We start from the raw sequence: 24,635 nt of genomic DNA, 5'->3' as shown, positions 1-24,635 counted from the left end.
ACAATTGAAATGGACAGTGAGCAGGGCAGGAGCGCCGCAAAGGACGGCAAGGCCGAGAAGGTCGGCCTCTCCAGGCTTTGCAGGCCAACCGGCATCTTTGGCGGGCTCTCCGGCAAGCTCCTCATCCTCACCATCGTTTTCATATCGTTGGCGGAGGTGCTCATCTTCGTGCCTTCCGTCGCCAATATGCGGCTGCGCTGGCTGGAGGATCGGCTGAGCACGGCTGCCGCCGCCGCCATCGCCATTGACGGCTTGCAGACGGCCGAATTGCCCCGTGCGCTGCAGAAGGAAACATTGATGGCCACCGGCACGCGGGCCATCGTTCTGCGCAAGGACGGCACCTCGCGTCTGCTGGCGACGGCAGAAATGCCGGCTTCGGTCGATGACATGTATGATCTCAGCGACGTGTCGCAGCCTACCGCCATCAAGGACGCCCTCGACACTCTGCTTTTCGGCGGCAACCGCATCATCCGTGTTTTCGGCCCCGTCGGCGGGGATGCCGGCACCGGCATCGAAGTGGTGCTGAAGGATACGCGCCTGCGCAATGCGATGCTTGCCTATTCCCGCAGCGTCTTCCTCGTTTCCATCCTGATTTCGCTCTTCACCGCGACGCTGATCTTCTTTGCGATCAACCGCATCATGATCCGCCCGATCCGCCGTCTCACCGACAGCATGCAGGCCTATTCCGACGATCCGGAGGATCCGGGCCGCATTCTCGTGCCCGACCAGGGGCGCGACGAGCTTGCCGTCGCTGGCCGCCATCTTGCTGCCATGCAGACGCAGCTTCAGAAGACGCTGAAGCAGCAGAAGAATCTTGCCGCCCTCGGCCTCGCCGTCTCGAAGATCAATCACGACATGCGCAACATCCTGTCGGCTGCGCAGCTGATGTCGGACCGGCTCGTCGATATCGACGACCCCATGGTCAAGCGCTTCGCGCCGAAGCTGCTGCGCACCATCGATCGCGCCGTCGGCTATACGACCGAGGTGCTGTCCTATGGCCAGACCTCCGAATCGGCGCCGCGCCGGCGCAAGATTCGTCTTATCGAGCTGATCGCCGAGGTTCGCGATATCCTGGCGATCGAGCCCGACAGCGGCATAGAATTCATCGAGCAGCTTAGTGCCGATCTGGAAGTCGATGCCGACGGCGAACAGTTGTTCCGCGTCATCCATAATCTCTGCCGCAACGCCCATCAGGCGCTGGTTGCCATTAGCAACGCCGAGCTCGACAGCATAAAGCGCATCACGGTCTCGGCGCATCGAATCGGCAGCGTCGTCAGCATTACCGTCGACGACACCGGCCCCGGCATGCCGCAGAAGGCGCGGGAGAATCTCTTCACCGCTTTTCGTGGCTCCGCCCGCTCCGGAGGCACAGGCCTTGGCCTGGCGATCGCCCGGGAGCTGGTGCTTGCCCATGGCGGCACCATTGCGCTCGTGGAAAAACCGGCTGCCGGAACGCAGTTCCGCATCGAAATTCCCGACCGTCCCGTATCCCTCGACGATTATCGCAGCAAGAGCTTGCAAGAAATCTGAATATTTTCAGATAGTTGTCGGTATCTTGCACGAAAATCGCGATCTTTTTCAGAAATCCACTTGCATTCCCCCAAGGGACCCTTTAGAGAACCGCCCACACCGAACGGTTTCTTCCGTTTCGGCACGCACCCGTAGCTCAGCTGGATAGAGCACCAGACTACGAATCTGGGGGTCAGGAGTTCGAATCTCTTCGGGTGCGCCATTTTTCCCTTATCGTTTTTTATGCTTGCTGCGTTTGAAACGCAGCCTGTTATCGGGCTAAACGCATAGCCGGTTCGGCCTCGGTGTTCGCGCCCTCGATCCGATCTGTTCTGGTCGCCGCGATTACCTGCTGGGCGCGACGGGCGCACCTCGACCGGCGCACGGACGGGCCGATGGTGGCTTTGCGCCCCAAGTCAGCGTCTCTCTGGATCGGTAGCCCTGCTGGCGGAGAAGCCCAGTCAGCTTGACCGCGGGGTCCCCTGTCCGTGATCCGTTGCCAATGGCAATTCCGGCAGAAACAACAGAACGACCAACGCCAGTGCCACGATCGCCGTTCCCGTTGCGAAGGTCATTGCAATGGCGTGGCGGTAAAGCGCGATGGCGGCGGCATGGGCCTCGGGAGAGGCGGTCGCGAGCTGTCTCATGCCGGCCTCGGTGAGGGACGACACATGCACGCCATCCAGCGCGCCGGAGGCGTTCTGCACGCGATAGGCCAGAATTGCACCCGAGCCGGTGACGCCAATGAGGCCGCCGAGCGAACGGAAGAAGGCGAGTGTCGCCGTTCCGACGCCGCGATGGGCAAGGGGCAGGGCATTTTGCACGGCAATCGTCATGGTGGGCATGACAAGCCCGAGACCAAGGCCGAGAGCGAAGACGGCGGGCTCAATGATCCCGAAACCCTGGCTGGTGGCCGCGGCCCAGGAAAGGATCGCGAAGGCGACCGTCGCGAGGCTGAGGCCGCAGAGCTGCGCCGGCTTGTAGCGCCCGAAGCGATGCAGCAGTACGCGCCCGTTGACCATCGAGGAAATAACGACGCCGATCATCAGCGGGCCGGTCAGCAGCCCGGAATGCGAGGCGCTGACCCCCATGACCATCTGGAAGAACAGCGGAAAGAACAGGCTTGCGCCCAGCATCCCCATGAAGGTCAGGGCCAGCACGATGCAGGCGACGACGAACAGCCGATTGCGGAAGAGATCGGGCGGCAGCACCGGCTCGGGCTCGCGCCGGACGTGAAGGATGAAAAGAACGCAAAGCACGAGGGCGACGGCAGACAGTCCGAAAATCTCCGGCGAATTCCAGGCCCATTCGTTGCCGCCGAGCGCCAGCACCAGCAGGAAGCTCGTCGTACAGCCCGTCAGCAAGGCGGCGCCGAGATAGTCGATGCGGCGACTGCGAGACTGGTGCGGCCGCTTGAGCGCGCGGCCGATCATGATGAGGGCAACGGCGCCGATTGGCAGATTGACGTAGAAGATCCAGTGCCAGGACAGGAGATCGGTGATGATGCCGCCGGCGATCGGGCCGATGACGCTGCAAACCGCGAAGACGGCGGCGATCGAGCCCTGGTTGCGCCCACGCCGAGCCGGCGGCACGATGTCGCCGATGATGATCTGCGCCAGCGGCATCAATCCGCCGGCGCCGATGCCCTGGATCGCCCGGAAGATGATGAGCTGCATCAGCGTCTGCGCCATGCCGCTCAGGACGGAGCCGAGCAGGAAGATCAGGATCGCCGCATAGATCATCGGCTTGCGGCCATACTGGTCGCTGAGCTTGCCGTAGAGCGGCATGGTGGCGGTGGAGGCGAGCACATAGGCGCTGACCACCCAGGAAAGATGCGTCAGCCCGCCGAGATCGCTGACGATGCGGGGCAGGGCGGTGGCGACGATGCTCTGGTCGATGGCGCCGAGCCCGAGAACGATCATCAGGCCGAGAATGACGGCGCGGATCTCGCGGCGGTCGGGTAGGCCGTCCGCTGCTGGTGCCGCTGGCGAAGCTGCCTGGAGACGATCTCCGCTCATTGTCCGATCTCTCCAAGTGGCCCGATCGCGGCCCGAATTGCAGCGCGCTCTTCAGGCGACAGTTTGGCCAGTTCCGATGCGAGCCAGTCGGTCCGCCTCTGTTTCAGAGCCTGTATGAGCTTCTTGCCCTTCTCGGTTGCGATCAGGCCGTTGCGCCTGCGGTCGCTGGGGTCCGGTTCTGAGCGCGTAATGAGACCGTCCCGCTCCATTGCCTTCACATGTCCTGAAATCGTCGGCCCGCGCAGCTTCTCCATCCGCGCCAGTTCGGCAACTCCGATGCCTGGTTGCCGCATGACGGCAACGAGGAGCAGGGCATGTAGCGGCGACAATCCCGGATCGTCACTTTCGCGGCGCAATTGTCGATAAAGGCGATGCAAGGCAGGGCGCAATGCTTCGGCAAGCGCATGGGCTTCGTCGAGCCCAGGATGGCGGATGGTATCGGTCATGGAGCATCAGCCTCAATAGATAGGTAGGCTTCCTATCTATATGCTCCGCCTGCGTACTTGCGCAAGCGATAATATTGTGAAACATTTTTCAATCATTACGCGTTGTTCATCAGTACTGCGACTCGAGAGGAGAGAGCTGTGAAACGACTTCTGACCACGGTAACGGTGACCGCATTGAGTGCCCTTTTGGCGATTTCGTCCTTTGATCCGGCAGTTGCAGGACCGATCCAGCCGATGGTTCAGCCGGCGGCCATACAGACGAGTGGCCAGCCCTCCAGTGTCGTCGACGTGCAGTATCGTCATCACGACAGGCGCTATCGCCCGCACCACCGCCCCCATTATCGTCCTGGCTATCGCCCGCATCATCGGCCGGGCTATTGGCATGGCCATCGCGGCTATCGCCACGCCCGCCCAGGCTATCGCCGTTATAGCGATGGCTGGTGGTATCCGATGGCTGCCTTCACTGCCGGTGCAATTATTGCCGGCGCCGTTGCTCATCCACCTCGCGGCAGTGCGCATGTTCGCTGGTGCGCCAGCCGCTACAAGACCTATCGCGCTTCCGACAATACCTATCAGCCGACCAATGGTCCTCGCCGCCAGTGCGTGAGCCCGTAAGCTGTCGGTGAACTGGATGCTTGAAGCCCTCTCGGCAATCGCGGGGAGGGCTTTATTTCACGCCGTTGCGAGAGACTTCACAGAGAGATTCGTTATCGCCTGTTGCAACCGATATATTTTTGCATTAAATGCAAATTTGCAATAGATAAAATATGCGAAAAGTCGTGCGACGGCACTTGCATCTCAACGATTCTGGATGGCCTAATGGCGTGATACGCCTTTGAAATGCCATGCTGCTCAGTCCTGATCGCGCCACATTCGATATCGCAGCCGGAGATTGGATTCGCGGAATGACGACAAAGACATCATGCGCCGATTTCGTGCGGTTCTTTCGCTCCTGGGTGAGCGATCCGATGCGGGTCGCAGCAGTCGCGCCTTCGGGCGAGCGGCTGGCCAGGCTGATGACGCAGGAGATTGATCCGCTTGATGGCCCGATTCTGGAACTTGGCCCCGGCACGGGCGTTTTCACGCGGGCTCTGCTGGCGCGGGGAATTCCGGAAAGTGCCCTCACGCTCGTCGAATTCGGCGAGGAGTTTGCCGTTCGTTTGCGGGACCGTTTTCCTGAGGCTCGAGTAGTGCGGATGGATGCGGCCCAGCTTGGTGGTTGCGGCCTCTTCGACGACGCGCCTTTTGGTGCCGTCGTCAGCGGCCTGCCACTCCTGTCCATGCCGCCTTCGAAAGTCGCCGCCATTGTCGGCGGAGCCTTCGCGGTGATGAAGCCGGGCAGTGCCTTCTATCAATTCACCTATGGCCCGCGCTGTCCTATTCAGCGGCCGATCCTCGAAAGCCTCGGCTTGAAGGGCACTCGCATCGGCGGCACCGTGCGCAACATTCCGCCGGCCGGCGTCTACAGGATATCGCGCCAAGATCCGCTGGAACTCTCGATCAACGGCGCCGAATCTCGTAGCACCGGGAAGATCGCGGCAATCGGCGCCCATGCGCAGGAGGCCGGCACGGCTGATACGGGGCGGCCCGAAGCAAATGCATAGCGGGGGGAGCAGATGGCGGATATCGATGGCGCGGTGAGGGAAGGCCGGCGCGAACGGAAGCGTCGCCAGACCCGCGAGCGTATCGAAACCACGGCATTGAAGCTTTTCCTCGAGCGAGGCTTCGACAATACCACCATCGAAGATATCACCGAGGCGGCCGATGTTTCCAAACGCAGCTTCTTCGATTACTTCCCCAGCAAGGAAGATGTGGTCGCTGCCTGGCAGGATGGCTTCGCCGACGAACTGATCGGTGCAGTCGCTGCCCAGCCTGCAGATGCACCGCTGGTCGAGGTCATCGAGACGGCAATCAATGCGGCCCTGCGGGCTGCGGTCTCTGATCCTCAGCATCTTGCCATCGCCGTCCTGATCCGGGATACGCCGGCACTTCGGTCCCGGGATCAGCTGAAATACGCCAAGCTAGAACGAAAGCTCACGGATGCGCTGCATGCCCGCTGTTCCGGCGGAGACGAGGAGCGGTTCCGCTTGAGTTTGCTTGCCGCAGCCGTCGTCGGCATGCTGCGCATCGGCGGCGAACGCTGGAGCGGCGCGCAGAAAGATCTACCGCTGGAGGAGTTCGCCTCCGGCATGTTCCATGAGCTTTGGGCAGCGCTTGCCGACCTGGGCGCGCTGGCGCGGGCGCATTTGCCAGCCCGGTGATCCCGATGCGATCCATCGGCAGCTGCAGACCCGCGTCGATCGCGGCATCTCGAAAAGATGGCTTTGTCGGCGGCAATGCATTGCATATGCCGGATCGCAGACCCATCTACTGCCGTGTCGCGACCCTATTTCCCTCTTCGCGAACAGCTCGCTTTGATCGACAGATCCCGGCCGCTCCGATGGCGGGAACTCCAGATATATTCTTAGATCAGTGAAGGGACATAACCATGTCAGATTTCGACGCAGCCAAGTCCGGTCAATTCAAGATCGGCGGTGATCTTCCCGTCCATCGTCTCGGCTTCGGTGCCATGCGCATCACGGGTGCCGGCATCTGGGGCGAGCCTGCCGATCACGACGAAGCCATCCGCACGCTGAAGCGCCTGCCGGAGCTTGGCATCAACTTCATCGACACAGCCGATTCCTATGGTCCCGACGTTTCCGAACTGCTGATCAAGGAAGCGCTTCATCCATATAGCAAGGATCTCGTCGTCGCCACCAAGGGCGGACTGACGCGAACCGGCCCGGATGTCTGGGTGCCTTTAGGTCGTCCGGAGTACTTGATCCAGCAGGCGCACAAGAGCCTGCGCAACCTCGGCGTCGACCGCATCGATCTCTGGCAACTCCACCGCATCGATTCCAAAGTGCCGGTCGCCGAGCAATTCGATGCCGTGAAATCCCTGATCGATGACGGTATCATCCGCCATGCGGGCTTGAGCGAAGTCTCCGTTGCCGACATCGAGGCGGCGTCGAAGCACTTCAGCGTGGCGACGGTGCAGAACCGTTACAATCTCGTCGACCGCACCAGCGAAGATGTCCTCGATTATTGCCATAAGCACAATATCGGCTTCATTCCCTGGTTCCCTCTGGCCGCGGGCAATCTCGCCAAGGAAGGCTCGCTTCTCGATACCATCGCCAAGAAGCATGACGCGGCGCCGAGCCAGATCGCGCTTGCCTGGGTGCTGAAGCGCAGCCCGGTCATGCTACCGATCCCCGGAACGGGCAAGGTCAAGCATCTCGAGGAAAACACCGCGGCCGTCGACATCGTGCTCTCCGATGAGGAGTTTGCTGCACTGGATGCCGAAGGTCGCAAGGCGTTCAAGGCGGCATAAGGCCCACGGCTTCGGCGCGCAAAGCTGGAGCGACGATTCGAAAATGTGCACGGGGCGGCGAAGACAACGTCTCTGCCGCCCATATATGCTTGTGCGAGCGCGCAGTCCTGCTTCACGATCATGTGAATCCTGCAGTCTTGGCATCCGACGGCTTTAAAATAGGCGGCGGAATGCCCTGTTCGCCGGTGCTATGCGGGATTCCTGGCCAATTTGGGTATAAGCATTGCGCGCAGCGCATTGCTGCATTGCGAAGGCCGGTCTATTCATGCGTGTCCCAGCGTTATATCTACCCGCTCGAAGGCAGCGCACCTCCTCCTCCCAGCGCTCCTTCATTGATTGGCAACACTCCTCCTCCCAGTTGCCAATCCGGATCAAGAGCCCGACGCATCCTCCTCCCGCGTCGGGCTCTTTTTTATTCCCCACATTCCTGATGTTCCCGCGGCATCTTCTGTTCGATCTCGGAGTTGCGCCATTGCAATGCCGGTGCGAATTAGCGCTGCTTCATGTGGGCGATAACCGCTCTCTCTGCTTGCACCATGGGTGCCGATGCGTAGAGTGGCGCGATCGTTGGGCGTTGGAGAAGGGTTGCATGATGCAGCATGTGGCAGGCTCGGGCCGAGGGGGAAGCGTGTTTTTCCGAACCGTTGCCGTTGCTGTGACGCTATCGCTTGCGGCTTGCGGCCGTCCCGTCGGAGTCATGCAGCCGGTCGGGGAAAATGTGCCGGGAACCTCGAAGGTCGATCTGCTGGTCGCCACCACGCGCTTGCCGGACAAGGATCCGGCGATCCTGTTTTCGGGAGAACGTGGCCCGGGGTTGAAGATCGACGCTGTCAGCGTCTCCATTCCGCCGGAGGCCAATCGCAAGGTCGGCCAGGTGCAGTGGCCGAGCCGTCTGCCCGGCAACCCCTTGAAGAATTTCGTCACCCTTGCCGTCAAGCCGCTGGCGACCGAAGCGGATGGTCGCGCCTGGCTGCATGCGGAATTGCCGAAGGACCGGCGGGTACTGATCTTCGTGCATGGTTTCAACAATCGCTATGAGGACGCCGTCTATCGCTTTGCGCAGATCGTGCACGATTCGCACGCCAATGTCGCACCGATCGTCTTTACCTGGCCATCGCGGGCGAGCATCTTCGACTATGCCTATGACAAGGAAAGCGCGAACTATTCGCGCGACTCGCTTGAGGAGCTGTTGCGCCGGGTCGCCGCCGATCCTGCCGTCGGCGATATCACCGTCATGGCGCATTCGATGGGGAGCTGGCTAGCCGTCGAATCCCTCCGGCAGATGGCGATCCGCAATGGCCGCGTCACGCCGAAGATCAAGAACGTCATTCTGGCTTCGCCCGATCTCGATGTCGATGTCTTCGGGCGGCAGTTCGCAGCACTCGGCAAAGACAAGCCGCATTTTACGCTGTTCGTCTCGCGCGACGACCGGGCCTTGTCGCTCTCACGGCGCATTTCGGGCAGTATCGATCGTCTCGGCCAGATCGATCCCACAGCCGAGCCCTATCGCAGCGAGCTGGAAAAGCAGGGGATCACCGTACTTGATCTCACCAAGCTCAAGACTGGCGATGGCCTGAACCACGGCAAGTTTGCCGAGAGCCCTGAAGTAGTGAAATTGATCGGAGCGCGGCTGATTGCCGGCCAGACGATCACCGATTCCGATGTCGGTATCGGCGATGCCGTCGGCGCGGTGGCTCTCGGCGCTGCCCAGACGGTTGGCAGTGTCGCAGGCGCGGCCGTCAGCGCCCCGATTGCCATCTTCGATCCCCGCACGCGTGCGAATTACGGCGAGCAATGGCGCCGTGTCGGCGCGTCCGCGGGCAATACGGTCGGCTCGCTCGGCGACAGCGTCGAGGCGACGAGTAACAATGTCGGGGAGACATTGGGAAAGTAGAGCCCCATATCTTCAATCGGGACCGCATCGCTTGTCGTCTTTCAGAACGCCGTAGCCAGTCAATTCAATCTGATATATCACAGAGCTGCGCCATATCGGACATGGTGGCGCATTGCGGGTAGGCTTTGGCATGGGCGAAATCAGGCGTACGGTTATCAGCGTCGGCGATGGTGGCGAGATGGCCGGCCGCGATTTGCCGCGGGATTATCGTCGCTCCTGCGTACCGGACCTCCGGTACGCGGCTGTTCAGCGGCCATCTCGGCTTGATGCCCCGCAACAAAGAGCACCTGCATTGATGATCGATAGCGGCATCCCGCGATACGTTTGATTGGAGTAGATGACATGAGATGGAAGCGCACGATCCAGCTGCTGGACGTTCATTGCGAAGGGGAAATCGGCAAGGTTGCCATCGGCGGCGTGCCGAAGATCCCCGGAAACAGTATTGCCGAGCAGCTGCATTGGCTAAACACTGATCCGAAGGGGCAGGAGCTGCGCCGCTTCCTCGTGCTGGAGCCGCGCGGCGCGCCGATCGGCTCTGTCAACCTGCTGCTGCCGGCCAAGCACCCAGAGGCCGATGCGGGCTTCATCATCCTCCAGCCGGATCAGGCGCATGCAAGCTCCGGCTCCAACTCCATTTGCGTAACCACCGCTTTGCTCGAATCCGGCATCGTCGAGATGAAGGAGCCGGAAACGGTCGTCACGCTCGATACGGCTGCCGGCCTCGTCCGTGCCACGGCGACCTGCCGCGACGGCCGCTGCGAGAAGGTGCGGCTGATCATGGTGCCGTCTTTCGTTCATGAGCTTGATGTCGAACTCGACACGCCGCAATGGGGCAAGATCAAGCTAGACCTTTGCTATGGCGGCATCTTCTATGCGCTCGTCGATGTCGGCCAGATCGGCTCGAAAATCGAGAAGGGCAATGCTGCTACCCTCGTTCAGGCCGGCATGGTCATCAAGGATGCGATCAATCGGGCGATGACCGTGGTTCACCCGGAAATCCCTGCGATCTCCGGCGTTGCCTATGTGATGTTCCGCGACATCGATCCCGATGGCGCCATCCGCACCTGCACGACCATGTGGCCAGGCCGCGCCGACCGCTCACCCTGCGGCACCGGCAATTCCGCCAATCTGGCGACGCTGCATGCCCGCGGCAAGGCCAAGGTCGGCGATATCTTCAAGTCCCGCTCGATCATCGGTTCGGAGTTCGAGGTCGGCCTGCAGGCGGTGACCGAAGTCGCCGGCAAGCCGGCCATCATTCCCACGATCACCGGCCGAGGCTTCACCTTCGGTCTCAGCCAGGTGGCGCTCGATCCGTTCGACCCGATGGCGGAAGGCTTCGCCATGACGGATGTCTGGGGGCCTTCGGCGGGCGATATTTGAGGGGGCAGGGCCATCGGCTCCTATCGTCTGGAGAGTTCTGCCTCTCACCCTAACCCTCTCCCCGTTTTGACGGGGAGAGGGGACTAGCTCTGCATTCTCGTCGAAGCAAATTGCCGGAAGGAAGGCTGTGGTCGCGTCTATCCCCTTCGCCCCGCCTGCGGGAAGAAGGTGGCCGATAGGCCGGATGAGGGGCGTCTCTGCCCCTCCGCTATCCCTTCGGATAAATCACGCCCTTGCGCAAAATAATATTGCCATAGAGCCGCGGCTCGCTGGTCTGTATCAGCGTATGCGCCTGCTTGACCCGCTCGTAAAATTCCGCGGGCAGCAGCGGCACGACCCGGATATCGGGCACATGCCGGGCGCAGCACTCGATCATCTCGGCATGAACGGGATCGATAGCATCACGGTCCTGTTTGACGGTCGCCCGGAAAATCGCCTGCGGCACGAAATCGTCGATCGGTAGCACGCTCAGCACGGCATCGAGCACGCGGATGACGCCATGGCCATCGAGGCGGACGAGACGGCGCCCATGTTCGAGACCGGGGTAATTGCCGTCCACGAGGGCGATTTCGTCGCCATGACCCATGGCGCGCAAGGTCGCCAGAAGCTCCGGGCTCAACAGCGGGTCAATGCCCTTCAGCATGCTCTATCTCCTTGAAGAGGACGTTTTGGTCGATGAGGTAATGTGCAAAGATCGGCAGGCTCGCGCCGCCGATGGCCCGCGCCTGCGGCCCCACTGCACCCTCGATGATCTCGGGCATGATGACACCCTGCAGATCCAGATCCGAGGCGGCCTTGATGGTTGCGCGCACCACCCGCTCTCGTACCCAATCGGGGAAGCCGCCATCGATGACGGCAGCGCTGAAATCGATGACCGAGGCAGCTGCGACGATCGCCTGCGCCAGCGCCTTTGCCGTATCCTGTATCCAGATCTCCAGCGGTTCGCCGAAATCGATCCAGTTGTCGGCGGAGTACCAGAGGGGGCGCGAGTCGAAGCCGTGATCCCTCAACAGGTTCTCGAGCACGAAGATCGAGGCGATTTCCAGGAGCTGGCGATTTTCACCGTTGCGGCCACGCACGGGCAGGGGCCCAAGGGCTCCGGCCGTGCCCGTTCGCCCGACGAAGATCGAGGAATTGAGCACGATGCCGCCGCCGATGAAGGAGCCGACAAAGAAATAGACGAAATCAGGATAATGCGCGCCCGCACCGAAAACCAGTTCTGCCCCGCAGGCGCTGGTGGCGTCGTTCTGCAGGAAGACGGGATAAGTCACGCGAGAGGCGATTTCGGTGCGCAGGTCGAAGCCGCGCCAGACATCCATGGCTCCGGGCGGCGCGCCGACCTGCTCGGCCCAGTTCCACAGCTCGAACGGCGCGGCGACGCCGATCCCAGCGAGTTTGCGGCGTTCCTCTTCGCTCAGGCGCCCCTCCAATTCCCTGATGCCGGCAGTCACGAAAGCGATGATCTCCTGCGGCAGCGGATAGGGATAGGTCTGATGAAGCTGCATCCTGATTCTGCCGACAAAATCCATCAGCACGAGATCGGCGCTGCGTCGGCCGATCTTGACGCCGAAGGAGAGCACAGCATCCGGATTGAGCCGCATGGGAGTGGATGGTTGGCCGACGCGCCCGCGCACCGGTGCATCGCGGGATAGCAGCCCATCCTTCTCCAGGGCACGCATGATGACGGAAACGGTCTGCGCGGATAGCCCGCTGCGCCGGGCGATATCGGCCTTCGACAGCGCGCCGTGGCGGCGCACGAGCGACAGCACGAGCCGCTCGTTATGGGCACGCACGCCAAGCTGGTTCGCGCCCCCGCTGGGGTCGAGAATCGCTGGCGTTGTGGGTGTGTCCTCCGGGTCGTGCACGAGAGACATGGGCCTGCTCCTTCCACCATGGCCATGCCTGATTTTTTTCCAGAATGCCACATCCAATTAATAATTCAATCCGATTTATTTATTGACAGATGGAAATCTTTAGGCTCAGATATAGGCGTCGAGGATGCGTATATGGCCTTGGAGGAGGTCTCTCGAAAATAATCTGACAGGCATTGCGCATCTCCACCCCGGGCGCTCATCCGGGAATGCCGGACGGTCCGGCTTTTCAAACATCGGGAGGATTGAATGAAGAAATCTGTTATTTCCGCAGCGATCGCCGCTCTGGCGCTCGGCGTTGCCTTTGCCGCGCCGGCAAAGGCTGCAGACGTGTCCGCCTGCCTCATCACCAAGACCGATACCAACCCCTTCTTCGTCAAGATGAAGGAAGGTGCGACGGCCAAGGCCAAGGAACTCGGCGTGACGCTGAAGTCCTATGCCGGCAAGATCGACGGTGACAGCGAAAGCCAGGTTGCCGCGATCGAGAGCTGCATCGCCAGCGGTGCCAAGGGTATTCTGATCACCGCTTCCGACACCAAGGGCATCGTTTCCTCGGTCAAGAAGGCACGCGACGCGGGCCTGCTGGTCATCGCGCTCGACACGCCTCTGGAGCCGGCCGACGCCGCCGACGCGACCTTTGCCACAGACAATCTTCTCGCTGGCAAGCTGATTGGTCAGTGGGCAAAGGAAACGCTGGGTGACAAGGTGAAGGACGCCAAGGTCGGCTTCCTGGATCTGGCGCCATCGCAGCCTTCCGTTGACGTCCTGCGCGACCAGGGCTTCATGATCGGCTTCGGCATCGACCCGAAGGATCCGAACAAGATCGGCGACGAAACCGATCCGCGCATCGTCGGCCATGACGTCACCAACGGCAACGAGGAGGGCGGCCGCAAGGCCATGGAAAACCTCCTGCAGAAGAATTCGAGCATCAATGTCATCCACACGATCAACGAACCGGCCGCCGTCGGCGCCTATCAGGCTCTGAAGGCCGTCGGCTTGGAAAAGCAGGTTCTGATCGTGTCTGTTGATGGCGGTTGCCCGGGCGTCAAGTCCGTCAAGGAAGGCGTGATCGGCGCGACGTCGCAGCAATATCCGTTGATGATGGCTGCCCTCGGCGTCGAGGCGATCAAGAAGTTCGCCGCGACGGGCGAAAAGCCGAAGCCGACCGAAGGCAAGTCCTTCTTCGACACCGGCGTTTCGCTGGTGACGGACAAGCCGGTTCCCGGCCTGAAGTCGATCGACACCAAGGAAGGCACGGCAAAGTGCTGGGGCTAAGCCTCGTCCTGAACTTGGCATGATCCAATCCGAGAGCCGCTTCACACTTTTCGCTGAAGCGGCCCTTCGGTTCGCGATCGTGCCTTCCTGATATCAACGCCGGCCGGACCTTAACTCCGGCCGGTTCAACAGCCGGCGGTTTCCGCGTATAGTTCAGCGCGGCAGCGGAGGAATACAATGACCGGAGCACAGGAATTCGAGCGTGTTCTCGACGGCAGCGACAAGAATGTTGCCTCGTTCGAGCACCAGGACGTCTCTCTTCTCAAACGCATGCAGCATTTCTTGCATTCGACGCCGGCCGCCGTGCCGTTGATCGTGCTGGTGCTGGCGATCATCATCTTTGGCTTTGCCATCGGCGGCCGTTTCTTCTCGGCCTATACCCTGACGCTGATCCTGCAGCAGATCGCCATCGTCGGCATTCTCGCCGCAGCGCAGACCCTGGTCATCCTGACGGCCGGCATCGATCTTTCGATCGGCGTGATCATGGTCATTTCCTCCGTCGTCATGGGCAACGTCGCCGTCACCTACGGCCTGCCGACGCCTGTCGCCGTTTTTGCCGGCATGGTCGCTGGCGGTCTCTGCGGATTGCTCAACGGTTTCCTGGTCGCCAACATGAAGCTGCCGCCGTTCATCGTGACGCTCGGCACGTGGAATATCGTCATGGCGACGAATTTCATCTATTCCGCCAATGAGACCATCCGTGACACCGATGTCGATGAAAAGGCACCGCTTTTGCATCTCTTCGCGATCAGCTTCCGTGTCGGTGGAGCGGTGCTGACCCTCGGTGTCATCGCCATGGTGCTGCTGGTGGTCGGCCTATGGTATATTCTCAATCACACCGCTTGGGGCCGGCATGTCTATGCTGTCGGCGATGACCCGGAAGCGGCAAAATTGTCGGGCATACAGACCAAGAAGGTGCTGCTCGCGGTCTACGGCGTTTCGGGACTGATTGCGGCCTTTGCCGCGTGGGTTTCGATTGGCCGCAACGGCTCGGTCTCCCCGTCTTCGGCTGTGACGGATTTCAATCTCCAGGCAATTACCGCGACGGTGATTGGTGGCATCTCGCTTTTCGGCGGCCGCGGCTCGATCCTCGGCACGCTGTTCGGCGCCATGATCGTCGGCGTCGTATCCATGGGCCTCAACATGCTCGGAGCCGATCCGCAGTGGAAGGTCCTCCTGACGGGCGTGCTGATCATCGGCGCCGTCGCGATCGATCAATGGATCAGAAAGGTATCGGCATGACCACGACCGGCGAACCCCTTCTCACCGCCCGCGGCCTCGTCAAGCGCTATGGACGCGTGACCGCGCTCGACAATGCCGACTTCGATCTTTACCCCGGCGAGATCCTTGCTGTCATCGGCGACAACGGCGCCGGAAAATCCTCGCTGATCAAGGCGATTTCCGGCGCGGCCACACCCGATGAAGGCGAGATCAGGTTGGAAGGCAAGCCCGTCCATTTCAGGTCGCCGATGGAAGCGCGCGAGGCCGGTATCGAAACGGTTTATCAGAACCTGGCGCTCTCGCCGGCGCTCTCGATCGCGGACAACATGTTCCTCGGCCGCGAAATCCGCAAGCCCGGCATTCTCGGCTCCTGGTTCCGCATGCTCGACCGGCCGGCCATGGAAAAGCGCGCCCGCGACAAGCTCACCGAACTCGGCCTGATGACGATCCAGAACATCAACCAGGCGGTGGAAACGCTTTCCGGCGGCCAGCGCCAGGGTGTTGCCGTGGCCCGCGCCGCAGCCTTTGGCTCCAAGGTCGTCATCATGGACGAGCCGACGGCCGCCCTCGGCGTCAAGGAAAGCCGCAAGGTGCTGGAGCTCATTCTCGACGTGCGTGCCCGCGGCTTGCCGATCGTGTTGATCTCGCACAATATGCCGCACGTCTTCGAGGTGGCGGACCGCATCCATATCCATCGCCTTGGGCGTCGTCTGACCGTCATCAATCCCAAGGAATATACCATGTCGGATGCCGTCGCCTTCATGACCGGTGCCAAGGCTCCGCCGGTGGAGAACGTCGCCGCATGAGCGTCTCTCTCGAGAACATCGCCGGCGAGATCATTGCTCGCGCCGGCGATACCAGGCGGTTTCTGGTGGCGATTGCCGGGCCGCCCGGCGCCGGCAAATCGACCTTGGCCGAAAACGTCGCCAAGGCGCTGCAGACCAAGGGCGAAAGCGCCGAAGTCCTGCCGATGGACGGCTTCCATATGGACAATGCCGTCCTGATCGAAAAAGGGCTCCTGAAGCGGAAGGGCGTGCCGGAGAGCTTCGATGTCCGCGCTTTTCTCGATATCGTCAAAGCCGTGCGCGCCGCCGATCAGGAGGTGCTCGTGCCGGTCTTCGACCGCTCGCGCGAACTTGCCATTGCATCCGCCCGCATCGTGTCGCCAGATCATCGCTTTATCGTGATCGAGGGCAATTACCTGCTGTTCAGCCAGGGTAAATGGGCGGAGCTGGAGGGCGTGTTCGATTATTCGATCATGCTTGCGCCGCCGATGGAAGTGCTTGAGGAGCGGCTGTGGGCGCGCTGGAGAGGCTATGATCTCGATGAAGAGGCGGCCGGCGCCAAGGTTTACGGCAACGACCTGCCGAACGGTCGGCTGATCCTCGAGAACCGCCGCCCGGCCGATGTCACCATCGACGCAGTGCAGGACTGAAGCTCACGATCATTTAACCGCCGCTGCGGATTGTTTTGCGATGCTGGTTGGTGTTATCGAAGCGCGATATCATCAAGCATGGTCCCGAAGGGCGGGAAGCCGCTTTCGGACGAGACCATGCTCATATTTCCAGAGGTCGCGCCCATGCAAAAGCTCACCATCCGCCGTCCCGACGACTGGCATCTGCATTTGCGAGATGGCGCCATGCTGGAAGGCGTGATCGGCGATACCTCCAGACACTTTGCCCGCGCCATCATCATGCCCAATCTCGTGCCGCCGGTCGTGACGACGGCGGATGCGATGGCCTATCGCGAGCGCATCCTGAAGGCGCTGCCGGCCGGGGATCGCTTCCAGCCGCTGATGACGCTTTATCTCACCGAACATACCAGCCCCGACGATGTCGAGGAGGGCAAGAAGAGCGGCCTGATCACCGCCGTCAAGCTCTATCCGGCCGGTGCCACGACCAACTCCCATGGCGGCGTGCGCGATCTGAACAAGGCCATGCCGGTGCTGGAGCGCATGGCGAAGATCGGCCTGCCGCTCTGCGTCCATGGCGAGGTGACGACGCCCGACGTGGACATTTTCGATCGCGAGGCGGCCTTCATCGAAACCGTGCTCGATCCATTGCGTCAGCGCCTGCCGGAGCTGAAGGTGACGATGGAACATGTGACCACGTCGGACGGCGTGAACTACATCAAGTCGGCGAAGGCAAATCTCGCCGGCTCGATCACGACGCACCATCTGATCATCAACCGCAACGCCATCCTCGTCGGCGGCATCCGACCGCATTACTATTGCCTGCCGGTCGCCAAGCGAGAGAGCCATCGCCTCGCTCTGCGCGCGGCCGCAACCAGCGGCGACACCAGGTTCTTCCTCGGCACGGATTCCGCCCCTCATGTCGATCCGCTGAAGGAATGCGCCTGTGGTTGCGCCGGCATCTATACCTCGATCAACACCATGAGCTGCCTTGCCCATGTCTTCGAGGAGGAGGGCGCGCTCGACAAGCTCGAGGCCTTCGCCTCGCTGAACGGACCGGCCTGGTACGGCTTGCCCGTCAACGAGGATAGCATCACGCTGGTGCGCCGGCCTGATGCGGTGACCTTCCCGGCGAAGATTGAGACCGGGGCTGGTCCGGTCACCGTTTTCGACCCGATGTTCCCGCTGCACTGGGACGTCGAAGCCTGATTTAGTTCTTCTTTATATAAGTAATAATGAATTTAACGAACAGTATTGGCGGCGGATTATTTGTGTTCTGCCGCCAAATGGCACGTATATTTTACTGAAATGTATTTTCTTTATTATTTGCCGTAACCAATTCGATACCCCTTGAGAGCTAGCGTGTCATTGATCCCCTACGGTAAGCAAGAAACCGTCGAAAGAGCATGATGCTGGTCGATTACAACTCACTTCTTCTCGCCCTTGGCGTTTCCGCATCCTGCCTCGCGGTGACATTGGTGGGAAGCTGGTTTTCGCGCCGGCCCGATACCTTTCTGCTGACATGCTCCGCCGGCCTGGTGCCGCTGGTGGGCGGCATTTTCATATACGGCCATTATGTCGACAAGCCGCATCCGATTTTTGCAATCCTGACTTTCATCTTGTTTTTCATCGGCTTCTCGACGATCTGGGTCGCCGGCTATCAATTTCGCACGCGCCGGCTCTCCGGGTGGCGCTTCCTGCTCGGATGCCTCACCGGTATTGCCGCTTCGGTCGGGCCGATGCTCGCCGGCTATGATGGGCTGGCCTTCATCGGCGACAACGTCGTCATCGGCCTGCTGCTGCTTCTGACGGCGCGCGAATATTGGATAAGCCGCCATGAAGCGCCGACGCCGCTCTATGGCATTACCGCGCTCTACACTTTGACCGCCATTTCCTTTGGCCTTTGCGCGGCGGTGCTCATCGCCGATGGCAAGCTCGTGCTCGGCCACGCGCCTAACAATTGGGCCGAGGATTTCAGCCTCGCCGTCTGCATCGCCGGAATGACCGGGATCGGGGCGCTGTCGCTTGCACTGCATCAGTGGCGCCAGGCGGCGCTGCATCGTCAGGAGGCGATCACAGATTCCTTGACCGGTCTGCTCAACCGCCGCGCACTTTTCGACCTTCATGGCAGACGGACCTTCGGCCCGTCCATGGCGGTTATCATCTTCGACATCGATCGCTTCAAATTGATCAACGATCAGCATGGCCATGCCGCCGGCGATTTTGTGCTCAAGCTTTTCGGCCAGGAATTGTCCGTGGGCTTGCGTCCTTCGGACACGGTGGCGCGGCTCGGTGGCGAGGAGTTTGCCCTTGTGCTCGACAATACCTTGCCCGGGCGTGCCGAACAGGTCGCGGAACGGGTGCGGGATGCCTTTGCTGCGCGGGCGATCGAGGTAGAGGGCAAATCGCTGGTCTGCACCGTCAGCGCAGGCGTCGCCACCGGCACCGTCAAGGGGATCGGCTTCGACGACGTTCTTCGCGCTGCCGATAAGGCGCTTTATGAGGCAAAGCGAAACGGCCGCAACCGTGTCGAGGTTGCGGCCTACCTGCATGCCGTCTAGCCGATCATTTCGCTAGGCCCCTGTAGCTCTCTTTTGACCGGTTAAAACAGAGCCCGTACGAAGGCGCATGCGGCAAGAAGCGATGCCACCGTGCGCACATGGTTCCACTGCATCCAATCGCTGAGATAGGTCGTCCACAGCTGTGCTGCTTCCGCTGTATGGCCATCGACCTTGTCGAGCGCATCATTCAGCGGCACGTTGAACACGATGGTCGAGAGGAAGCTGGCGACGATATAGAGCGCAGCCCCCGCCAGCATCATCACGCTGACGCCGCCCCGCCAATAGACGATGGCCATGGCGGCGATGAAGACCGACAGGGCGGCGGCCAGCATGAACACGACGATGAATGGCGAACGCACGATCGTGACGTTGATCGATTGCATGGCGGCAATCCCTTGGTCGACCGGAAGGCGGGCGAGGGACTGCATGACGAAGGTCGAGAAGGCGAAATAGACGCCGGCGAGAAGACCGCTGCTGAGCGCCGCGATGATGAGCGCGATACTTGTGATCGGAAAAGTCATGACTGAATGCTCCAGATGCCGGTTGCGGCAGTTTGGTTGGCGTAATCGGAAAAGTCTTTCGGCTGCCTGCCGAGGATTTGGCTGACGCCATCCATGACGGGCGAGTTGCGACCATCGAGGACCTGCGTGAAAAGCTCATGCAGGAGATCGGTGGCCTCTTGCGGCAGACCGAAAGCGGTCATTTCGGCGATGAAGGCATCGATCGGAACCGTTTCGTATCCGATACTTCTGCGTGAGGCCAATGCGATCTCGGCAACCGCTTCGCGAAATGTCAGGGCGCGAGGGCCTGTCAGCTCGTAGGTCTGGTTGCGGTGACGCGGATTGATGAGGCACTCGACGGCCGCGTCGGCAAGGTCGTCAGCATCGACGAAAGGCTCTGGCACATCGCCGGCGGGCAACGCGAGTTTCCCCTGGAGAATTCCGTCGATAAAGGCGCCCTCACTGAAATTCTGGTTGAACCAGCTGGCGCGCAACACGGTGTAATCCACGCCGGCGGCCTTGAGCTTTGTTTCACTCAGGATCGCTCCATCCTCGCCGCGGCCGGAAAGCAGGACGATATGGTTCACGCCGGCATCGATAGCCGCCTTCGCAAAGGCCGCAATGGCATCGGCCGCCCAGGCCACGGCGAGGTCCGGCTGAAACGTGACATAGGCGGCCGACGGGCCTTCAAGCGCTTGATGCCAACTGCCGCGGTCCTGCCAATCGAAGTTCGGTGTCGTTGAGCGCGAGGCGGCGCGAACCTTGATGCCGCGCGCCCTCAGCCGTTCGGCAACCCGGCCGCCGGTTTTTCCCAATCCGCCGATGACGGCAACAGTCGAAATCTGCATTTCAAGCTCCTCCTGCACAAAATGTGATAAATTCTCTCATTTGCGAAATGTGATAAACTCTCTTATATTGCTTGTCAACAGTCACAGGTAGGGAATGACATGACGCAGGAACCGGTCGCGAAGCGCAGGCGCAGCAAGGACGAGGCGGGCACGCCGCGGCGCATACCCAGCCAGCAGCGCGGCCGCGAACGCGTGGATCTGATCCTTTCGGTGGCATCCGAGCTGATTGCCAGGAACGGCAGCGATGCGCTGCGCATGGGCGAGATCGTCGAAAAGGCAGGCGTCTCCTTCGGCTCGCTCTATCAATATTTCCCGGACAAGACGGCGATCATCCGCGTGCTGGCCGAACGCTATAACGAGCAGGGTCGCCAATGCGTCGGGGATGAACTGGAGGCGATCAAAAGCCGCGATCAGCTCCAGTCCGCGCTTGGCCGTATTGTCGATGGCTATTACGCCATGTTTCTCGATGAGCCCGTCATGCGCGACATCTGGCACGCAACCCATGCCGACAAGCTGCTGCAGCAGGTCGATGCCGAGGACATGGAATGGCATTCGCAGGCTTTTCTCACTGTCCTCCAGCGCCTGTGGCCGGAGCGCGACCATTCCGAGCTGGCAAGGATCGCCAGATTGACCATGCAGCTTGTCGCTGCGGCGGTCCGCTATGCGATTTCGATCGAACGGGAAGAAGGCGACAAGGTGATTGCGTTGTTCAAGGTGATGCTGCCCGCCGATCTCGGTGTGGTTTGACAGGCGGCTTTTTACGGAGGGAGGGCTGTGGCGCCGGCGACGGATGCCTGCAAAACCTTCCATGCGTCTGGAAACCCGGGCCGCTTGCTGCTATTGCCGCTGGAACATTAGCGCTGCGAAGGAGGCCCCCCGCATGACCCAGATGACATTTACCGATCGCTCCGTCATGGCTGAGCTGGTGGCCAGGATGCTTTGGGAGATCAAGGCGGTCCATTTCAGCGCCGACAAGCCCTACAAGTTCGCCTCCGGCATGGCGAGCCCGGTCTATATCGATTGCCGCAAGCTGATCTCCTATCCGCGCATCCGCTCGACGGTCATGGATTTCGCCGCAAGCATTGTCATGCGCAATGCAGGCTTCGAGCAGTTCGACTGCGTTGCCGGTGGCGAGACGGCGGGCATTCCCTTCGCCGCCTTCCTGGCCGAGCGCCTGAACCTGCCGATGATCTATGTTCGCAAGCAGCCAAAGGGGCATGGTCGCAACGCCCAGATCGAAGGCGATATGCGGGATGGTGCGCGCGTGCTCGTCATCGAGGATCTGACGACGGCCGGCGGCAGCATGTTCACCTTCATCGACGCCATCCGTGCGGCCGGCGGCATCGTCGATCATGGCATGGCGCTGTTCTATTACGGCATTTTCCCCGAGGCGGAACAGCGTTTTGCCAACAGAAAGGTCCGCCTGCATCACATCGCCACTTGGCGCGATGTGCTCGCCGTTGCCAAGGAACAGAAGCTGTTCGACGAGAAGACGCTCGACGAGGTCGAGGCCTTTCTCAATGCGCCGCTCCCCTGGTCCAGCCGGAATGGCGGTATTTCGGAGCTGCCGAAAAACTGACGCTTTGCTTTTGCCGTGAATTTATCTAATCGATTTATGAGACTGGATAAGATAGACGCGCTCTTTGGGAGGCCGGAATGATATTGTGCTGTGGCGAAGCTTTGATCGACATGCTGCCGCGGGAGACAACGCAGGGCGAAAAGGGCTTTGCCCCCTATGCCGGCGGTGCGATCTTCAACACTGCGATAGCGCTTGGCCGTCTCGGCGTCCCCACGGGCTTCTTCACCGGCCTCGCCGATGACATGATGGGCGACATCCTGCGCGAAACGCTATCCGCCTCCAAGGTCGACTATAGCTACTGCGCCATCACGCCCCGTCCGAGCACGATCGCTTTCGTCAAGCTCGTCAACGGCCAGGCGACCTATGCCTTCTACGACGAAGGCACGGCCGGCCGCATGATCACCGAGGCCGATCTGCCGACGCTCGGTGATGATTGCGAAGCCCTGCATTTCGGTGCGATCAGCCTGATCCCCAATCCTTGCGGTGCGACCTATGAGGCGCTGATGAAGCGCGAGCATCAGAGCCGCGTGATCTCGCTCGACCCGAACATCCGTCCGGGCTTCATCAAGGACAAGGCCGCGCACATGGCCCGTCTGAACCGGATGGTCGCCATGTCCGACATCCTGAAGTTCTCCGATGAGGATCTGGAATGGTTCGGCATCGCTGGCAATCACGATGAGCTCGCCGCGCATTGGCTAGGCCAGGGCGCCAAGCTCGTCGTCATCACCAAGGGTGCGCAAGGCGCAACCGGTTACACCAAGTCGCTGAAGGTCTCGGTTCCGAGCGAGCGCGTCACCGTGGTCGATACCGTCGGTGCAGGCGACACCTTCGATGCCGGCATTCTGGCCTCGCTGAAGATGAATAACCTGCTGACCAAGGCTCAGGTCGCTGCTTTGAGTGAAAAGGCGTTGCAGGATGCGCTGGCGCTCGGCGCCAAGGCCGCGGCTGTGACGGTGTCCCGCGCCGGCGCCAATCCGCCGTGGGCGCATGAGATCGGGCTCTGAGCTCCCTCGACTTTCAAGTCTTCCAATAAAAGAGCCCGCCTGATGCTTCAGGCGGGCTCTTTTGTTTCCGATGGAGATATTACTTCGCGCGGCTTGCTAGCGCAGCCACAAGCCCCTGCGTCGAGGAATCGTGGCCGGCAGCGCTTTCCTTGCCTTCGATAACAGGCAGCAGGCCCGTCGCCAGTTCCTTGCCGAGCTCGACGCCCCACTGGTCGAAGGAGTTGATGCGGAACAGCACGCCTTCGACGAAGACGCGATGTTCGTAGAGCGCAATCAGGCGTCCCAGAGCAAACGGCGTCAGCTTGTCGTAGACGAAGGTGATCGACGGGCGGTTGCCGGTGAAGACGCGGTGCGGTGCGATGAAGTCGGCCTTTTTGCCGTCCATGCCCTTCGAGGTGAGCTGTGCCTTGGCCTCTTCGAAGGTGCGGCCCTTCATCAGCGCTTCCGACTGCGCCAGGCAATTGGCCATTAGCAGCTGGTGCTGGTGGCGCAACTCCGGTTCGAAACCGTTGGCGGCGATCATGAATTCGGCGGGGATGACGCTCGTGCCCTGGTGGATGAGCTGGTAGAAGGCGTGCTGGCCGTTGGTGCCGGGCTCGCCCCAGACGACCGGGCCGGAATTGCCTTCGACCGGCGTGCCGTCGATGGTGACGCCCTTGCCGTTCGATTCCATGTCCAGCTGCTGCAAATAGGCCGGGAAGCGCGACAGGCGCTGGTCGTAGGGCAGAATCGCGCGCGTGGGATAGCCGAGCACGTTGCGATGGTAGAAGCCGATGGTGCCGAGCAGCATCGGCAGGTTTTCCTTGAACGGCGCCTTGCGGAAATGGTTGTCCATCGCATGCGCGCCATCGAGGAATTTGCCGAAGTTTTCCGGGCCGACGGCGATCATCAGCGGCAGGCCGATGGCTGACCAGATCGAGTAGCGGCCGCCGACCCAATCCCAGAAGCCGAAGACGCGCTCGCCGTCGATGCCGAAGGCCGCAACCTTGTCGAGCGCCGTCGAAACGGCGGCGAAGTGGTGCTGTACGGCAGCTTCGCCAAGCGCATCGGCGATGAACTTGCGCGCCGTCTGCGCGTTGGTCATCGTTTCGATTGTCGTGAAGGTCTTCGAGGCGACGATGAACAGCGTCGTTTCCGGCTTAACGAGCTTCAGGATATCGGCGATGTGGGCGCTGTCGATGTTGGAAACGAAATGAGAGCGCGGGCCGTCATGGAAGGGGGCGAGCGCGAGCGTCGCCATGACCGGGCCGAGATCGGAGCCGCCGATGCCGATATTGATGACATCGGTGATCGCCTTGCCCGTCGAGCCCTTCAGCGCGCCGGAGCGGATGCCGTCGGCAAACTTGCCCATGGCGGCCAGAACGCCGTTGACGTCAGGCATGACATCCTTGCCGTCGACCAGCACAGGCGTATTGGAGCGATTGCGCAGCGCGGTGTGCAGGACGGCGCGGTTTTCGGTGAAGTTGATGGCAACGCCCGAGAACATTTCCTCGCGCTTGGCCGCGACGCCGCCCTCGTCCGCAAGCTTCTCGAGAAGGCCCAGAATATCGTCGTTTACCGCCGTCTTGGAATAGTCCATCAACAGGTCGTCGAAAGACGCGTTGAAGCGGGAAAAGCGCATTGGATCGGAGGCGAAGGCGGCGCGAATATCGGTGGCCTTCGTTGCAGATGCGATGCTCTTCAGTTGATCGACGAGGGCGTTCATGGAGGACTCCTTGCGGTTCGCGCCGCTTGCCGTCCGGAGAGGG

The 24,635-nt window shown here is 61.2% G+C and carries 23 protein-coding genes and 1 tRNA gene; 17 read left to right on the top strand and 7 right to left on the bottom strand.

Features of this window, described 5'->3' with window-relative positions:
- Window positions 1–9: 9 nt before the first annotated feature.
- Together GA0061102_RS00705 and GA0061102_RS00700 are read left to right on the top strand one after the other, a co-directional pair.
- Window positions 10–1,530, top strand: coding sequence for a sensor histidine kinase (locus GA0061102_RS00705; RefSeq protein ID WP_092843083.1), 1,521 nt, complete (start codon window positions 10–12; stop codon window positions 1,528–1,530).
- A gap of 125 nt (window positions 1,531–1,655) precedes the next feature.
- A tRNA-Arg gene (locus GA0061102_RS00700) sits at window positions 1,656–1,732 on the top strand.
- 238 nt (window positions 1,733–1,970) lie between these two features.
- Here the strand turns inward: GA0061102_RS00700 and GA0061102_RS00695 are convergent.
- Both GA0061102_RS00695 and GA0061102_RS00690 read right to left on the bottom strand, forming a co-directional pair.
- On the bottom strand, window positions 1,971–3,527 hold the full coding sequence (locus GA0061102_RS00695) for an MDR family MFS transporter (RefSeq protein ID WP_092843081.1): 1,557 nt from the start codon (window positions 3,525–3,527) through the stop codon (window positions 1,971–1,973).
- On the bottom strand, window positions 3,524–3,973 hold the full coding sequence (locus GA0061102_RS00690; RefSeq protein WP_092843079.1) for a MarR family winged helix-turn-helix transcriptional regulator: 450 nt from the start codon (window positions 3,971–3,973) through the stop codon (window positions 3,524–3,526). Before GA0061102_RS00690 ends, GA0061102_RS00695 begins: the two co-directional genes overlap by 4 nt.
- A gap of 138 nt (window positions 3,974–4,111) precedes the next feature.
- On the opposite strand from GA0061102_RS00690, the gene GA0061102_RS00685 reads away from it, so the two are divergent.
- The 6 genes from GA0061102_RS00685 (at window position 4,112) to GA0061102_RS00660 (ending at window position 10,617) form a co-directional block, all read left to right on the top strand.
- Window positions 4,112–4,588 (top strand): BA14K family protein, encoded by a 477-nt coding sequence (locus GA0061102_RS00685; protein ID WP_092843078.1) that lies wholly within the window; start codon window positions 4,112–4,114, stop codon window positions 4,586–4,588.
- 290 nt (window positions 4,589–4,878) lie between these two features.
- Entirely contained in the window at window positions 4,879–5,577 is a 699-nt protein-coding gene (locus tag GA0061102_RS00680) for a class I SAM-dependent methyltransferase (RefSeq protein ID WP_092843654.1), read from the top strand.
- Between the two features lie 12 nt (window positions 5,578–5,589).
- The gene (locus tag GA0061102_RS00675) at window positions 5,590–6,234 is read left to right on the top strand and encodes a TetR family transcriptional regulator (protein ID WP_092843076.1); all 645 of its coding nucleotides are present in this window, start codon (window positions 5,590–5,592) and stop codon (window positions 6,232–6,234) included.
- A 227-nt stretch (window positions 6,235–6,461) separates the two neighbouring features.
- A complete protein-coding gene (locus GA0061102_RS00670; protein ID WP_092843074.1) occupies window positions 6,462–7,343 on the top strand; it encodes an aldo/keto reductase in 882 nt (293 codons plus the stop codon).
- 589 nt (window positions 7,344–7,932) lie between these two features.
- Complete coding sequence (locus GA0061102_RS00665; RefSeq protein WP_092843072.1) at window positions 7,933–9,237, top strand: alpha/beta hydrolase; 1,305 nt, start codon at window positions 7,933–7,935, stop codon at window positions 9,235–9,237.
- Window positions 9,238–9,579: 342 nt separating this feature from the next.
- Window positions 9,580–10,617, top strand: coding sequence for a 4-hydroxyproline epimerase (locus GA0061102_RS00660; protein WP_092843070.1), 1,038 nt, complete (start codon window positions 9,580–9,582; stop codon window positions 10,615–10,617).
- 208 nt (window positions 10,618–10,825) lie between these two features.
- Here GA0061102_RS00660 and GA0061102_RS00655 read toward each other — a convergent pair whose 3' ends face one another.
- Together GA0061102_RS00655 and GA0061102_RS00650 are read right to left on the bottom strand one after the other, a co-directional pair.
- Entirely contained in the window at window positions 10,826–11,260 is a 435-nt protein-coding gene (locus GA0061102_RS00655) for an RbsD/FucU family protein (protein WP_092843652.1), read from the bottom strand.
- Entirely contained in the window at window positions 11,244–12,491 is a 1,248-nt protein-coding gene (locus GA0061102_RS00650; RefSeq protein WP_092843068.1) for an ROK family transcriptional regulator, read from the bottom strand. Before GA0061102_RS00650 ends, GA0061102_RS00655 begins: the two co-directional genes overlap by 17 nt.
- Window positions 12,492–12,737: 246 nt before the next feature.
- Here GA0061102_RS00650 and GA0061102_RS00645 point away from each other — a divergent pair, with 246 nt between their 5' ends.
- The 6 genes from GA0061102_RS00645 (at window position 12,738) to GA0061102_RS00620 (ending at window position 18,956) form a co-directional block, all read left to right on the top strand.
- A complete protein-coding gene (locus GA0061102_RS00645; RefSeq protein ID WP_037152929.1) occupies window positions 12,738–13,763 on the top strand; it encodes a sugar ABC transporter substrate-binding protein in 1,026 nt (341 codons plus the stop codon).
- A gap of 177 nt (window positions 13,764–13,940) precedes the next feature.
- Window positions 13,941–15,005 (top strand): ABC transporter permease, encoded by a 1,065-nt coding sequence (locus GA0061102_RS00640; protein ID WP_004120960.1) that lies wholly within the window; start codon window positions 13,941–13,943, stop codon window positions 15,003–15,005.
- A complete protein-coding gene (locus GA0061102_RS00635) occupies window positions 14,981–15,790 on the top strand; it encodes an ATP-binding cassette domain-containing protein (RefSeq protein WP_004120962.1) in 810 nt (269 codons plus the stop codon). Before GA0061102_RS00640 ends, GA0061102_RS00635 begins: the two co-directional genes overlap by 25 nt.
- Window positions 15,787–16,419 carry a nucleoside triphosphate hydrolase gene (locus GA0061102_RS00630; protein WP_092843066.1) on the top strand — a complete coding sequence of 211 codons (633 nt, stop codon included), beginning with the start codon at window positions 15,787–15,789 and terminating at the stop codon, window positions 16,417–16,419. Before GA0061102_RS00635 ends, GA0061102_RS00630 begins: the two co-directional genes overlap by 4 nt.
- A gap of 144 nt (window positions 16,420–16,563) precedes the next feature.
- Window positions 16,564–17,604 carry a dihydroorotase gene (gene pyrC, locus GA0061102_RS00625; protein WP_092843650.1) on the top strand — a complete coding sequence of 347 codons (1,041 nt, stop codon included), beginning with the start codon at window positions 16,564–16,566 and terminating at the stop codon, window positions 17,602–17,604.
- Between the two features lie 200 nt (window positions 17,605–17,804).
- Entirely contained in the window at window positions 17,805–18,956 is a 1,152-nt protein-coding gene (locus GA0061102_RS00620) for a GGDEF domain-containing protein (protein ID WP_092843648.1), read from the top strand.
- Window positions 18,957–18,997: 41 nt separating this feature from the next.
- Here GA0061102_RS00620 and GA0061102_RS00615 read toward each other — a convergent pair whose 3' ends face one another.
- Together GA0061102_RS00615 and GA0061102_RS00610 are read right to left on the bottom strand one after the other, a co-directional pair.
- Window positions 18,998–19,477 carry an anthrone oxygenase family protein gene (locus GA0061102_RS00615; RefSeq protein WP_092843064.1) on the bottom strand — a complete coding sequence of 160 codons (480 nt, stop codon included), beginning with the start codon at window positions 19,475–19,477 and terminating at the stop codon, window positions 18,998–19,000.
- The gene (locus GA0061102_RS00610; protein WP_092843062.1) at window positions 19,474–20,304 is read right to left on the bottom strand and encodes an SDR family oxidoreductase; all 831 of its coding nucleotides are present in this window, start codon (window positions 20,302–20,304) and stop codon (window positions 19,474–19,476) included. The genes GA0061102_RS00615 and GA0061102_RS00610 overlap by 4 nt, the downstream gene beginning before the upstream one ends.
- A 99-nt stretch (window positions 20,305–20,403) precedes the next feature.
- Here GA0061102_RS00610 and GA0061102_RS00605 point away from each other — a divergent pair, with 99 nt between their 5' ends.
- The 3 genes from GA0061102_RS00605 (at window position 20,404) to GA0061102_RS00595 (ending at window position 22,887) form a co-directional block, all read left to right on the top strand.
- On the top strand, window positions 20,404–21,051 hold the full coding sequence (locus GA0061102_RS00605; protein WP_092843060.1) for a TetR/AcrR family transcriptional regulator: 648 nt from the start codon (window positions 20,404–20,406) through the stop codon (window positions 21,049–21,051).
- A gap of 133 nt (window positions 21,052–21,184) precedes the next feature.
- Window positions 21,185–21,883 (top strand): orotate phosphoribosyltransferase, encoded by a 699-nt coding sequence (locus GA0061102_RS00600; protein WP_092843058.1) that lies wholly within the window; start codon window positions 21,185–21,187, stop codon window positions 21,881–21,883.
- Window positions 21,884–21,960: 77 nt separating this feature from the next.
- Window positions 21,961–22,887 carry a carbohydrate kinase family protein gene (locus tag GA0061102_RS00595; protein ID WP_092843057.1) on the top strand — a complete coding sequence of 309 codons (927 nt, stop codon included), beginning with the start codon at window positions 21,961–21,963 and terminating at the stop codon, window positions 22,885–22,887.
- A gap of 79 nt (window positions 22,888–22,966) precedes the next feature.
- On the opposite strand, the gene pgi is transcribed toward GA0061102_RS00595, so the two are convergent.
- Window positions 22,967–24,592 carry a glucose-6-phosphate isomerase gene (gene pgi, locus GA0061102_RS00590; protein ID WP_092843056.1) on the bottom strand — a complete coding sequence of 542 codons (1,626 nt, stop codon included), beginning with the start codon at window positions 24,590–24,592 and terminating at the stop codon, window positions 22,967–22,969.
- Window positions 24,593–24,635: the final 43 nt, after the last annotated feature.

This window comes from Martinezella miluonensis, from assembly GCF_900094545.1.
Taxonomy (GTDB): domain Bacteria; phylum Pseudomonadota; class Alphaproteobacteria; order Rhizobiales; family Rhizobiaceae; genus Rhizobium; species Rhizobium miluonense.
This window is presented reverse-complemented; position numbering and strand designations above follow the sequence as displayed.

Excerpts from the sequence above, each read along its gene's own strand:
- GA0061102_RS00705 (WP_092843083.1), top strand. The coding sequence starts at position 10 with ATGGACAGTGAGCAGGGCAGGAGCGCCGCAAAGGACGGCAAGGCCGAG.
- GA0061102_RS00695 (WP_092843081.1), bottom strand. The coding sequence starts at position 3,527 with ATGAGCGGAGATCGTCTCCAGGCAGCTTCGCCAGCGGCACCAGCAGCG.
- GA0061102_RS00690 (WP_092843079.1), bottom strand. The coding sequence starts at position 3,973 with ATGACCGATACCATCCGCCATCCTGGGCTCGACGAAGCCCATGCGCTT.
- GA0061102_RS00680 (WP_092843654.1), top strand. The coding sequence starts at position 4,879 with ATGACGACAAAGACATCATGCGCCGATTTCGTGCGGTTCTTTCGCTCC.
- GA0061102_RS00675 (WP_092843076.1), top strand. The coding sequence starts at position 5,590 with ATGGCGGATATCGATGGCGCGGTGAGGGAAGGCCGGCGCGAACGGAAG.
- GA0061102_RS00670 (WP_092843074.1), top strand. The coding sequence starts at position 6,462 with ATGTCAGATTTCGACGCAGCCAAGTCCGGTCAATTCAAGATCGGCGGT.
- GA0061102_RS00665 (WP_092843072.1), top strand. The coding sequence starts at position 7,933 with ATGATGCAGCATGTGGCAGGCTCGGGCCGAGGGGGAAGCGTGTTTTTC.
- GA0061102_RS00660 (WP_092843070.1), top strand. The coding sequence starts at position 9,580 with ATGAGATGGAAGCGCACGATCCAGCTGCTGGACGTTCATTGCGAAGGG.
- GA0061102_RS00655 (WP_092843652.1), bottom strand. The coding sequence starts at position 11,260 with ATGCTGAAGGGCATTGACCCGCTGTTGAGCCCGGAGCTTCTGGCGACC.
- GA0061102_RS00650 (WP_092843068.1), bottom strand. The coding sequence starts at position 12,491 with ATGTCTCTCGTGCACGACCCGGAGGACACACCCACAACGCCAGCGATT.
- GA0061102_RS00645 (WP_037152929.1), top strand. The coding sequence starts at position 12,738 with ATGAAGAAATCTGTTATTTCCGCAGCGATCGCCGCTCTGGCGCTCGGC.
- GA0061102_RS00640 (WP_004120960.1), top strand. The coding sequence starts at position 13,941 with ATGACCGGAGCACAGGAATTCGAGCGTGTTCTCGACGGCAGCGACAAG.
- GA0061102_RS00635 (WP_004120962.1), top strand. The coding sequence starts at position 14,981 with ATGGATCAGAAAGGTATCGGCATGACCACGACCGGCGAACCCCTTCTC.
- GA0061102_RS00630 (WP_092843066.1), top strand. The coding sequence starts at position 15,787 with ATGAGCGTCTCTCTCGAGAACATCGCCGGCGAGATCATTGCTCGCGCC.
- pyrC (WP_092843650.1), top strand. The coding sequence starts at position 16,564 with ATGCAAAAGCTCACCATCCGCCGTCCCGACGACTGGCATCTGCATTTG.
- GA0061102_RS00620 (WP_092843648.1), top strand. The coding sequence starts at position 17,805 with ATGCTGGTCGATTACAACTCACTTCTTCTCGCCCTTGGCGTTTCCGCA.
- GA0061102_RS00615 (WP_092843064.1), bottom strand. The coding sequence starts at position 19,477 with ATGACTTTTCCGATCACAAGTATCGCGCTCATCATCGCGGCGCTCAGC.
- GA0061102_RS00610 (WP_092843062.1), bottom strand. The coding sequence starts at position 20,304 with ATGCAGATTTCGACTGTTGCCGTCATCGGCGGATTGGGAAAAACCGGC.
- GA0061102_RS00605 (WP_092843060.1), top strand. The coding sequence starts at position 20,404 with ATGACGCAGGAACCGGTCGCGAAGCGCAGGCGCAGCAAGGACGAGGCG.
- GA0061102_RS00600 (WP_092843058.1), top strand. The coding sequence starts at position 21,185 with ATGACCCAGATGACATTTACCGATCGCTCCGTCATGGCTGAGCTGGTG.
- GA0061102_RS00595 (WP_092843057.1), top strand. The coding sequence starts at position 21,961 with ATGATATTGTGCTGTGGCGAAGCTTTGATCGACATGCTGCCGCGGGAG.
- pgi (WP_092843056.1), bottom strand. The coding sequence starts at position 24,592 with ATGAACGCCCTCGTCGATCAACTGAAGAGCATCGCATCTGCAACGAAG.